Annotated in this window: 11 protein-coding genes; 7 read left to right on the forward strand and 4 right to left on the reverse strand. The window is 61.1% G+C overall.

Annotation, left to right across the window (positions count from 1 at the left end; translation table 11 throughout):
• The first annotated feature begins 4 nt into the window (after positions 1-4).
• From kdpB to OC445_RS05650, 4 genes are all read left to right on the forward strand, one after another.
• Entirely contained in the window at positions 5-2,062 is a 2,058-nt protein-coding gene (gene kdpB / locus OC445_RS05635) for a potassium-transporting ATPase subunit KdpB (protein ID WP_169918940.1), read from the forward strand.
• 109 nt (positions 2,063-2,171) lie between these two features.
• A complete protein-coding gene (gene kdpC, locus OC445_RS05640; RefSeq protein ID WP_054898470.1) occupies positions 2,172-2,717 on the forward strand; it encodes a potassium-transporting ATPase subunit KdpC in 546 nt (181 codons plus the stop codon).
• Between the two features lie 127 nt (positions 2,718-2,844).
• Positions 2,845-5,487, forward strand: a complete 2,643-nt coding sequence (locus tag OC445_RS05645) for a sensor histidine kinase (RefSeq protein WP_198790760.1) — start codon at positions 2,845-2,847, stop codon at positions 5,485-5,487.
• A 141-nt stretch (positions 5,488-5,628) separates the two neighbouring features.
• Positions 5,629-6,318, forward strand: a complete 690-nt coding sequence (locus OC445_RS05650) for a response regulator (protein WP_034126713.1) — start codon at positions 5,629-5,631, stop codon at positions 6,316-6,318.
• Positions 6,319-6,433: 115 nt separating this feature from the next.
• Here the strand turns inward: OC445_RS05650 and OC445_RS05655 are convergent, their stop codons facing one another.
• Complete coding sequence (locus OC445_RS05655; protein ID WP_003189836.1) at positions 6,434-7,471, reverse strand: patatin-like phospholipase family protein; 1,038 nt, start codon at positions 7,469-7,471, stop codon at positions 6,434-6,436.
• 216 nt (positions 7,472-7,687) lie between these two features.
• Between OC445_RS05655 and OC445_RS05660 the strand changes: the two genes are divergently transcribed.
• From OC445_RS05660 to OC445_RS05670, 3 genes are all read left to right on the forward strand, one after another.
• Positions 7,688-7,966 carry a hypothetical protein gene (locus OC445_RS05660; RefSeq protein WP_003189839.1) on the forward strand — a complete coding sequence of 93 codons (279 nt, stop codon included), beginning with the start codon at positions 7,688-7,690 and terminating at the stop codon, positions 7,964-7,966.
• 42 nt (positions 7,967-8,008) lie between these two features.
• Positions 8,009-8,770 carry a CHAD domain-containing protein gene (locus tag OC445_RS05665; protein WP_198790759.1) on the forward strand — a complete coding sequence of 254 codons (762 nt, stop codon included), beginning with the start codon at positions 8,009-8,011 and terminating at the stop codon, positions 8,768-8,770.
• Between the two features lie 89 nt (positions 8,771-8,859).
• The gene (locus OC445_RS05670; RefSeq protein ID WP_034126715.1) at positions 8,860-9,657 is read left to right on the forward strand and encodes an acyl-CoA thioesterase; all 798 of its coding nucleotides are present in this window, start codon (positions 8,860-8,862) and stop codon (positions 9,655-9,657) included.
• A gap of 8 nt (positions 9,658-9,665) precedes the next feature.
• On the opposite strand, the gene OC445_RS05675 is transcribed toward OC445_RS05670, so the two are convergent.
• The 3 genes from OC445_RS05675 to OC445_RS05685 all read right to left on the reverse strand — a co-directional run.
• Positions 9,666-10,028: an Mpo1-like protein gene (locus OC445_RS05675; RefSeq protein WP_003189844.1), complete on the reverse strand. Its 363-nt coding sequence runs from the start codon at positions 10,026-10,028 to the stop codon at positions 9,666-9,668.
• Positions 10,029-10,144: 116 nt separating this feature from the next.
• Positions 10,145-10,549 (reverse strand): Imm50 family immunity protein, encoded by a 405-nt coding sequence (locus OC445_RS05680; RefSeq protein WP_034126716.1) that lies wholly within the window; start codon positions 10,547-10,549, stop codon positions 10,145-10,147.
• A partial coding sequence (locus OC445_RS05685; RefSeq protein WP_262020010.1) for an RHS repeat-associated core domain-containing protein occupies positions 10,546-11,636 on the reverse strand: 1,091 nt, incomplete at its 5' end. The genes OC445_RS05680 and OC445_RS05685, both read right to left, overlap by 4 nt.

Here is an 11,636-nt window from a genome sequence, read left to right on the forward strand (position 1 = left end):
GAAAATGAATATGCCTGCAAAAAACGCGGCCCCGGTCAAACCCCTGGAGCCTGCCAAAACCGCCATCTCGGCCCTGTGGCGCCCGGCGCTGGTCCAGGCGTTCGTCAAGCTGGACCCACGCCAACTGCAACGCTCGCCAGTGATGCTGGTGGTGGAGCTGACCGCCATCCTCACCACCGTGTTGTGCTTTGTGCCCGACACCACCGTGCCCACTTTTGTAGCGGTGCAAATCGCCGTGTGGCTGTGGTTCACCGTGCTGTTCGCCAACTTCGCCGAAGCCCTGGCCGAAGGCCGCGGAAAGGCCCGCGCCGACAGCCTCAAGGCTGGCAGCGAAGGCTTGAGCGCCCGACGCCAGGAAGCCGATGGCAGCTTCAAGGTGGTGCCGGCCACCAGCCTGCGCAAAGGCGATGTAGTTCGTGTTGCCGCCGGGGAAATGATCCCCGGTGACGGCGAGGTCGTCGAAGGTATTGCGGCAGTCAACGAAGCAGCGATCACCGGCGAATCCGCCCCGGTGATCCGCGAGTCTGGCGGCGACCGTTCGGCCGTCACCGGCAACACGCGGCTGGTGTCGGACTGGCTGCTCATCCGCATCACCGCCAACCCGGGCGAGTCCACCCTGGACCGCATGATCGCGCTGGTGGAAGGCGCCAAACGCCAGAAAACCCCCAACGAAGTCGCGCTGGATATCCTGCTGATCGGCCTGACCCTGATCTTTCTGCTGGTGGTCGTGACCCTGCAGCCGTTCGCCCACTTTGCCAATGGCAGCTTGCCGCTGGTGTTCCTGGTCGCACTGCTGGTGACGCTGATTCCCACCACCATTGGCGGCCTGTTGTCGGCCATCGGGATTGCCGGCATGGACCGCCTGGTACGCCTCAACGTGATTGCCAAGTCCGGCCGCGCCGTGGAAGCGGCGGGGGACGTGCATGTGTTACTGCTGGACAAGACCGGCACCATCACCTTCGGCAACCGTCGTTGCTCGGCCGTGGTCGCTGCACCTGGTGTCAGTGGCCGCGAATTGGCCGAAGGCGCGTTGCTGGCGTCCCTGGCCGATGACACGGCGGAAGGCAAGTCCATCGTTGAATACCTGCGCGCCTTGCACCCCCAGGCCGAGCCGAGCCTGGATGCGTTGACCGCCGTGCCCTTCAGCGCCGAGACCCGTTTGTCCGGTGTCGACTATCAGGGCCGTGTGTTCCGTAAAGGCGCGGTGGACTCGCTGCTGGCGTTTATCGGCCAGCAACGTAGCGACCTGCTGCCTGCGTTGTCGCGGGAAATCGACAAGATCGCCCAAAGCGGCGGCACGCCCTTGCTGGTGTGCGCCGATGGCAAGTTACTGGGGGCGATCCATCTCAAAGACGTGGTCAAGCCAGGTATTCGTGAGCGTTTTGCCGAGTTGCGCAAGTTGGGGATTCGCACCGTGATGGTCACTGGCGACAACCCGCTGACCGCCGCCGCGATTGCCGCTGAAGCGGGTGTGGACGATGTGCTGGCCGAAGCCACGCCAGAGAAGAAACTCGCGCGTATTCGCCATGAGCAGAACGATGGTCGCCTGGTTGCGATGTGCGGCGACGGCGCCAACGACGCCCCGGCGCTGGCCCAGGCTGACGTCGGCATGGCGATGAACGACGGCACCCAGGCTGCGCGCGAAGCCGCCAACATGGTCGACCTCGACAGCGACCCGACCAAGCTGCTGGACGTGGTGCAGATCGGCAAGGAGTTGCTGGTGACTCGCGGCGCGCTGACGACCTTTTCCATCGCCAACGACGTGGCCAAGTACTTCGCGATCCTGCCGGCGCTGTTCGCCTCGATCTACCCGCAACTGGGCGTGCTCAACATCATGCACTTGCAGAGCCCGCAGAGCGCGATCCTATCGGCCATCGTGTTCAACGCGCTGATTATCGTGGTGCTGATCCCTTTGGCCCTGCGCGGCGTGCGCGTGCAGGCCGCGAGTGCGGCGGCGTTGTTGCGGCGCAATCTGCTGATCTACGGGCTGGGCGGACTGTTGGTGCCGTTCGTGGGGATCAAGGCCATCGACATGTTACTGACCGCGCTGCACCTGGTTTGACCTGGCCGCTGATCGTTCCCACGCTCCGCTGATCGTTCCCACGCTCCGCGTGGGAATGCCACCCCGGACGCTCCGCGTCCCACCGCACCACTGAATTGAGGAGTCTGAAATGTCCAACATCATCCGCCCAGCCCTGAGCTTGCTGGTACTCATGACCCTGATCACCGGCGTGGCCTACCCGCTGGTAGTCACTGGCGTGGCCCAAGTGGCCTTCCCCGATCAAGCCAATGGCAGCCTGGTGCGCGACGCCAGCGGCAAGGTGCGTGGCTCCATCCTGATCGCCCAGGACTTTACTGGTGACCGCTGGTTTCACCCACGCCCGTCAGCCGGTGCTTTTGCCACAGTGTCCAGCAGTGCCAGTAACCTGGGCCCGAGCAATCCGGCCTTGGCCACTCGCATAGTCGAAGAGGCCAGCAAGCAGTCAGTACCGGGCCAGGGCCCGGTGCCATTGGCCTCGCTGACAACCTCCGGCAGCGGCCTTGATCCACACTTGCCACCGCAGGCGATTGCCTATCAACTGGCGCGAGTGGCGGCGGCGCGAAATATGCCGGTGTCGACCTTGCAGCGGTTGCTGGATGAGCACATCGAAAGCCCTCTGGTAGGCCCGCCTGTAGTAAACGTACTGGCCTTGAACATGGCTTTGGAAGCGTTGTAAGCCAGGCGATCGCCATCGCGGGCAAGCCCGGCTCCCACATTTGGAATGCATTCCACTGTGGGAGCCGGGCTTGCCCGCGATGGCGGCCTTGAAGACTCTCTATCAATACCTGAAGGAACCCCCGAGCATGAGCGACGCCGGCCGCGCCGATGCCCTGTTAGCCGATCTGCCCCGGGACGGCCGTGGCCGGCTCAAAGTTTTCCTCGGCGCCGCGCCCGGTGTCGGCAAGACCTACGCCATGCTCCAGGCGGCCCATACCCAACTGCGCCAAGGCGTGCGCCTGATCGCTGGGGTGGTCGAAACCCATGGCCGCGCCGAGACCGAAGCCTTGCTCAGCGGCCTGCCGCAACAACCGTTGTTGCGCAGCGAATACCGTGGCGTGATGCTCGAAGAAATGGACCTCGACGGCCTGCTCGCCGCCAAGCCAAAACTGGTGCTGGTCGATGAACTGGCCCACAGCAACGCCCCTGGCAGCCGTCATGAAAAACGCTGGCAAGACATCCAGGAACTGCTCGCGGCCGGCATCAACGTATTCACCACGGTCAACGTCCAGCACCTGGAAAGCCTCAATGACCAGGTGCGTGGCATCACTGGCGTGCAAGTGCGCGAAACCTTGCCGGACTGGGTGCTGCAAGAGGCCGACGAACTGCTGCTGATCGACTTGCCATCCCGCGAGCTGCTTGAGCGTCTGCGTGACGGCAAGGTGTATGTGCCGGAGCAGGCGCGTGCGGCCATCGATGCGTTTTTCACCCAGACCAACCTCATGGCCCTGCGCGAGCTGGCCATGCAAACTGCCGCCGCCCACGTCGACGATGACCTGGCCCAGGGCTACCGCCAACTCGGTCAGGCCGCGCCGGCAGTGCGTGGGCGCCTGTTGGTCGGTGTGGATGGCGATGCGCAAGCCGAACGACTGGTGCGCCATGCCTGCCGCGTGGCCCAGCGTCGGCATTTGCCCTGGAGCCTGGTGCACATCGACAACGGCCGTGCGCGGGATGAGCAATCGCGCCTGCGCCTGCAAAACGCCCAGCAACTGGCAGAGCGGCTGGGCGGGGAAGTGGTGTTGCTGCGCGCCGGGGAAGTGGCCAAGACCCTCATCCAGCACGCCGCCGAACGCCGTGCCAGTTTAGTGCTGGTGGGGCAGTCACGGATGCGCTGGCGGCGGCGCCTGTTCGGTGGCGGCTTGGCGGCACGCCTGTTGCGCAATGCCCGCGGCTTGGAAATCAACGTCCTCGACAGCGATGACATGCCTGCACCGCCACGCCTGCCGGAGATGCGCGGGTTGGTGTGGTTCGATTACGCCTTGGCGGTGGTGGCGACCCTCGCCGCTGCCGCAGTGGCCTGGGCCGTGTCCAGCGCGTTGGCGCTGCCGAACATCTCGCTGGTGTTTCTTGCCGCCGTGCTGTTGGTGGCGGTGCGCAGCAGCCTGGGGCCGTCCCTGGTGTGTGCGGCACTGTCGTTTTTGACTTACGATTTTCTGTTTATTCCGCCGAATTTTTCCTTCGCCATCCAGCGCGAAGAAGACGTGTTGACCCTGTTGTTCTTCCTGTTGATGGCAGCGTTGACCGGCAACCTCGCCGCACGCCAGCGCCGCCAGTTGCAGGCGTTGCGCGATACCCAGGAAGAAACCAGCGAACTGCTCGACCTGTCGCGCAAGCTCACCGCTGCCACCGACCGCCAAGCCGTCATCAGCGCCGCCGCCCACCATCTGCAAGGTTGGAACGAACTCGACCTGTGCCTGGTCAATCGCGATGGACAGGGAGGCTGGAAGGTCGAGACCGGTGGCTCGTTGACCCTTACCGAAGCAGAACGCGCCGCCGCCGACTGGGCCTGGCAGCATGATCAGCCGGCCGGCATGGGCACCGGCACCTTGCCGTTTGGGCGTTGGTGGTGGTGGCCGCTGTCGGGTGAAGAGGGGCCCTTGGGGTTGCTGGGTGTCAGTGCCAAGCCTGGCCTGGAATTGAGCGGGCAACGTCGTCGCTTACTCACCGCGTTGAGCCAACCGCTGGCCCAGGCGCTGGCGCGGGCACAACTGGGGCAGGAGCTGGAATCGGCGCGCCTGCACGGCGAAACCGAACAACTGCGCAGCGCTTTGCTCGCGTCGGTGTCCCACGACTTGCGCACGCCATTGACGTCCATGCGCGGCAGCATTGACAGCCTGCTGGCCCTGGGTGAAGCCATCCCGCTGGAGGATCGCCGCGAATTGCTCGAAGGCACTCGCGATGAGGCCGAGCGCCTCGACCGTTATATCCAGAATCTGCTGGACATGACACGCCTGGGCCACGGTGCGCTGAAACTGGCACGCGATTGGGTGTCGCCCGGCGATATTGTCGGCAGTGCCCTTGGGCGATTGCGCGCCGTGCTGGCGCCGTTGCAGATGAGCACCGATGTGCCGCCGGAACTGCCCTTGTTGTATGTGCATGCGGCGCTGATTGAGCAGGCCCTGGTCAATGTGTTGGAAAACGCCGCACGGTTTTCGCCGCCCCAGGGCCGCTTGCAGTTGCGCGCGGGCGTGCAGGATGAGCAGTTGTTTTTTGCCGTAGCGGATGAAGGGCCAGGGATTCCCGAGGAGGAGCGTGCGAAGATCTTCGACATGTTCTACACCGCTGCCCGCGGTGATCGAGGCGGGCAGGGCACCGGCCTCGGCTTGGCGATCTGCCAGGGCATGGTCGGTGCGCACGGTGGGCATATCAGCGTGGCCGATGGCATTGACGGGCGGGGCACCTGCATCACCTTGTTTTTACCGCTGCCCACACAACCTGCCTTGGAGTAAACCTTGTAGGAGCGAGCTTGCTCGCGAAGGTCGTTAACGATAATGATGGCTTCCTGAATGCACGCGTTGCCTAGAGGTTTTTCGCGAGCAAGCTCGCTCCTACAGAGAGGGTGATTTTTTAATGGGTTTTAATGAGACACCATGAGCCAGACCGCGACGATTCTTGTCATTGATGACGAACCGCAGATCCGCAAATTCCTGCGCATCAGCCTGGCTTCCCAAGGCTATAAGGTAATCGAAGCCGGCACCGGCAACGAAGGCCTGGCCCAAGCGGCCTTGAGCAAACCGGATCTGCTGGTACTCGACCTGGGCCTGCCCGACATGGACGGCCAACAGGTGCTGCGCGAGTTTCGCGAGTGGTCGAGCGTGCCGGTGCTGGTGCTGTCGGTGCGGGCCAGCGAAGGTCAGAAGGTCGAGGCCCTCGACGGTGGCGCCAATGACTACGTGACCAAACCGTTCGGCATCCAGGAGTTTCTTGCCCGTGTGCGTGCGCTGTTGCGCCAGGCACCGGCCGGAGAGGCCCAGGAAGCCGCCTTGAGTTTTGGCCCGCTGACGGTCGACCTGGCCTATCGCCGCGTTTTGCTGGACGGTGCTGAAGTGGCGCTGACCCGCAAGGAATACGCAGTGCTGGCGCAGTTGGCACGCCACCCGGGGCGGGTGATTACCCAACAGCAGCTGCTCAAGGACATCTGGGGGCCAACCCATACCGAGGACAGCCACTACCTGCGGATCGTGGTGGGGCACTTGCGCCAGAAGCTGGCGGATGACCCGACCCAGCCACGGTTTATCGTGACTGAGGCGGGGGTGGGGTATCGGTTGCTAAGTGCCTGAGCGTTTGGTGCCTGTGCTGGCGCCATCGCAGGCAAGCCAGCTCCCGCAGCTGAAATGCATTTCCCTGTGGGAGCCGGGCTTGCCCGCGATGAGGCCATCCGCAACACTTACACGCTCAACTCTGCTCACTCTCATACCGATCCAACGTATCACTGGCAATCTCCCGCCCCAAAGCGATCAATTCCGGCGCTTTATAGAACTCGAAAAAGCGGCACACCCGCTTTGGCACGTTGATCAGCACATCGGGCGGATACCCAGCGATCTTGTACTGTGCCAATGAGGTTTGCATCACCTCGAAACTCTGGTTGATCAGGTCCAGCAACGAGGCTGGCCCGACGTTGTCGATGATGAACGAGCCGGTGGCCGACTTCGGTGCACCGGCTTTCTCGGGCGCCGCGGCAGGTTGCTGGGCTTCGGGTTCGGCAGACTCCAGCCACGGGTTGATTTCGGCGGCCTGGGCCTGCAAGGCTTCTTGTTCCAGCTTCATCAACTGCTCGGCCTGCTTGCGGCGAAATGGCAGGTGGGAGCCCAGTGACTTGGCCAGGCTGTTGAAGCGGCTCTTGAACGCCGGCGGGCGCTGGATCACCGGCAATTGGTAGTGTTTCTGGTTGGTGGCATTGAGGTTGACCGCAATGATCAAGTCGCAATGGCTCGACACCACCGGAACGATGGGCAGCGGGTTGAGCAGGCCGCCGTCCACCAGCATGCGGTTGCCCTGCATCACCGGTGTGAACAGGCTGGGGATGGCCGCCGAGGCGCGCATCGCCTGGTGCAGGCAGCCTTCCTGAAACCAGATCTCCTGTTGGTTGGTGAGGTCGGTGGCGACGGCGGTGTAGGGGATGCGCAGCTCCTCGATATTGATATCGCCGACAATCTTGCGGATTTGCCCGAACACCTTCTCACCGCGAATCGCTCCCAGGCGAAAGCTCACATCTACCAGGCGCAATACGTCGAGGTAGTCCAGGCTTTCGATCCAGTTGCGGTACTCGTCGAGCTTGCCGGCGGCGTAGATTCCACCCACCACGGCGCCCATGGAACAGCCGGCGATACAGGCGATGTCATAGCCGCGTCGTTCGATTTCTTCGATCACCCCGATATGGGCGTAGCCCCTGGCCCCACCGGAGCCCAGCACTAAGGCAACACGTTTCTTCATGGCCAGATCCTTCGCAAAACAGGGGCCCACAATGCACCCATCAAGGGGCCTGCTTCAATCCTTGCTGACAGCGCGCAATATTTTTCCAGGCTGGCGATCAGCCTCGGGTATGCTCTGGCAATAGGTACTACTGATTTCAGGCTAAGGACAAGGCACTTTTCCCTGTAGGCAACGTCTACAGGCTACGACTGAATTTGTATATTTGAGGTGTCATCAATGAAAGCCTGGATCTGTGTGCCTGTGATCGTGTTGGCCTTGGCTGGCTGTGCCGGGAAAACCGCGTATCGCGACAGCTGTGGCTCGCAATTGGACGCCGCCTGGAAAGAGCTGGACCTGGCCAAGGCCGAAGGTTTTGCTGGCACTGTCAGCTACTCCAAGGCTTTGTCGCTGTTGACTGGCGCCAAGACTCAGCAGCAGTTTGAAGCGTTCGAGGGTTGCTCCAACAAGGCCGAAAAGGCGCGGTTCTACATTCGTGAGTCTCGCGCCGGGCGATGACCCTGCGGCGGATAGGATTTTTCATCGGAAAGTGAGGGCAGGATGTCAGCGTTGGTCAATCAGTTAGTCGCTCAGGTCATTGGCCTGGAAGTAGGGTTACTGAGCTGCCAGGCTCGCCTCGCCGCCGTCACTGACGATGAAGCCTTGCATGATTTGCGCACCACGGTACGCCGCCTGCGCAGCCTGTTGCGCCCTTTGCGCGGGCTGCCCGGTGTCGAACAGCTTGAATTGGCCGCCAGCACGGTTGGCCAACTGACTACGCCGCTACGCGACCGAGAGGTGCTGGCGGCGTATTTGCATCAGCACGGTCATCACGACGCGGCTGATCGACGCCTGCGTCTGCAGCCCGAGGCTTATCGCCAGGTGGCGCAAAGCCCGGAGTTGGCGCACTTGCTGCTGATTCTGGATGCGTTCCCACGGTTTATCCGCGCGTCCCAGCATCAGAAACTGCTCAAGGGCTTGCGCCCGCGCATCCAGAAACGCCTGGCCAAGCAATGGCAGGCACTCGATGGCGCCGTGAAGGACCCCGATCATGACCGCCACCGGCTACGGTTGCTGATCAAGCGTGTGCGCTATGCCGCCGAGGCGTATCCCGAGCTGGACAAATTACCCACCGACGCCCTGTCGCACTTGAAGAAAGCCCAGAGCGCGCTGGGTGACTGGCACGACTGTTGGCAGTGGCTGGCCCAGGCCGGGCACGAGCCAGACCTGCAACCCTGCGTAGCAGTGTGGCAGCGCACCATGCTCAAGGCGCAAGGCAAGGCCGATCGCGTGCTGGACACGCTCAGCGCCGAGTGTTTTTAAACCGGTCCGGTTTTTGGCTGGAATGGGCGCTGTGCCTGTGCAATTCGATGGTTAAGATTCCTCCAGGATTTTCTTGATGTGAGGTCGCCATGCGCTTTAGTGATTTGCTCGACGCTGCCCGTAGCAATCCGCTGGATGTCACCATCCCTGCCGAATGGGCCCAGGGCCGGGCCACCTTTGGCGGGCTGGTCGCTGCCTTGCAGTACGAGGCGCTGCGCGCCCAGGTGCCGGCGGACCGACCGCTGCGCTCGCTGGCCATCACCTTTGTCGGCCCGGTAGCGCCGGATGTAACTGCCAGCTATCAAGTCGAAGTGCTGCGCGAAGGCAAGGCGGTCAGCCAGTTGCTCGGGCGCGTGGTGCAGAACGGTGAAGTGGCGACCCTGGTCCAGGCCAGTTTTGGCGCCTCTCGCCCCTCCGAAATTGACGTGGCAAGTGAGCCGCCACCGGTATTCAAACATTGGGATGAGTGCCAGGAACTGCCCTATATCAAGGGTGTTACCCCCGAATTCATGCGTCATTTGGCAATGCGCTGGAGTGTCGGTGGCCTGCCGTTTACCGGCAATAAATCCCGCGACATGGGCGGCTGGGTACGGTTGCGGGGGGATGTGAAAGAGGAGCCACTGACCGAGGCGCATATCCTCGCCCTGGTCGACGCCTGGCCACCGGCGTTGCTGCCACACCTGAAAAAGCCCGCGCCGGGCAGCACCCTGACCTGGACCATCGAGTTCATCCAGCCGCTGCAAGACCTGACTACGCTCGACTGGTGCCAGTACCACGTCAACATCGAACACGCCCGCGACGGCTATGGCCACGCTGCCGCTGCGTTGTGGAGCCCGACCGGCGAGTTGATCGCCCTCAGCCGCCAGACCGTGGTGGTGTTCGCCTGAACCGCCGGTCAGTGGTGGTGCCGCTGCCGCCAGGCGCGCCACCAGCCACCGCTGAGCACAAAGCGCGGGAAGGTCACGAACTGCTCGACCACCAGGCGCTGCACCGCATCTTTGCGATCACTGAACGGCTCACTGGCCTGGGCTTCCAGGCTATGGCCGTGACGCTGCAACGCCAGGCCCGCGACAATGCCTATGACACCGACGGCGAAGCTGGCCAGACTGAGGCTGAACACGCCCGACACGATCAGCAGGAAACCGACGATAAACAGCGGCACGGCAATCAGGTGCAACGCCAGGTTGGTTGGGTGCTGATGGTTCTGTGGGTACTGACGCCATTGCCAGGCGGGGAGATTGGGGTGACGTTTGCCCATGGTGGTGAGTCCTCTGTCCGTTGAAACAACTTGGACAGAGTTTAGGTGGAGGTGGGCGAGGTGGCGAATTGGGGCTGGCTATGGGGCTCATAGTAATTATGCGATTTTTGCTCTATCTAGAAAAAATAATCGTCTGGACCATTTATGTATACATTCGGATCGCAAAGTGAAATGAATTTAGCCTTGAATTCAATTAGAGAATTTTCATTCTTTGCTTGGAAATGAAAAAGATCATTTTGCTTAGTGATATCAACAAGAAACACCTCTTTAATGGGGATGTTGTGTATTTTTAATTCGCGAATGCCATGACAATCGATGCCCATTCTGCAGGTGTTATAGCCTTTCCCTTCCCATTTTTTTGGCAAAGTATCTGGAAATTCGGGTATGTCGAATCCTAATCCCACAGAAGGTCGATCATTTTCTATTTGCAAAGAAAAAAGAGCAATTTGGCCGATTTCTACAGGCGTGCTAAAAATTTTTTCAAAAAAAATATTATGATCAAGTTCGTTCCAGTATTTCATCGACTTCTCCTAAAGTTGTAATGGTCCTTGCCGCCGTCTACGGTTCCGTTTCGAGGCTTGTCTATTGGTCGCAAATTGAAATGCGCTTTTTGGTCACCTATGCCGTCTGGTCTGCCGAATTTATGCCCGGCAGAATGGTCCTGAATAAGAACCTTCGAGCCGTCTGCTCTCGTGAATTGATAAACCCTTGAATTTATGGTTCTACCGCTTTCATCCAATATATTGTCATCATTCAAATCAGTCATTTTTTCTATTTTGTACTGTGTCGTTCTTCCTGAGCTCGGGTGTGTCATCACATCGGGGTTTTGAGTCATAGGTACATTGGCATCCCTTTTTGCTTGCCTGAACGCCCCTTTACGAGAGACATCAGGTATATCCGGTTCTGCAGGCAAAGAGCAGATCGGTTTTTTCTTTCCTGAGCCAGGACAATTTGCGCTCAACCCTAGAGGATCAACCCACCCCGTAGGGTTGGGCACATATTGGTACCCGTTGATCCCACCCGCCAACCTCACCGGGTCCGGCGTCAGGTAGCGACCAATATCCGGATTGTAGTAGCGATGGCGGTTGTAGTGCAGGCCGCTTTCCGCATCGAAATACTGCCCTTGAAACCGTAGTGGATTGTCGACTTTGCCCACGTCGAGCCGGGCGATCTGGCCGTAGGCGCGGTAGTGGGCGGACCAGACGATTTCGCCCTCGGGGCGGGTCAGTTCTTGCGGGGTGCCGAGGTGGTCGAGTTGGTAGTGGTAGGGCTTGGTTTCTTTTGGGCCGAAACCTTCCAACAGAGCCAAGGGGCGGAAGCTGTCGGGTTCGTAGAGGTAGCTGCGATGGCGCTCTGCACGGTGTTCGGCTATCAGCTTTTCGCCTTGCCAGAAAAACTCGGTGGTCTTGCCGTCTACGGTCTTGCTGATGCGGCGTCCAAATGGGTCATAGCGATAGCTGGCGGTTTCGCCGTTCGGCTTTGTGATGCTGATTAACCGATGCTGGCAGTCGTAGTGATATTCGGTGACGAGTTGCTGGCCTTTGCCGCGCCGTTCGCGGATGAGGTTGCCGAAGGCGTCGTAGTCATAGTGCCGGTCGCCCTGGATCA

This window comes from Pseudomonas sp. Pse35 (assembly GCF_024519715.1).
GTDB lineage: Bacteria > Pseudomonadota > Gammaproteobacteria > Pseudomonadales > Pseudomonadaceae > Aquipseudomonas > Aquipseudomonas paracarnis.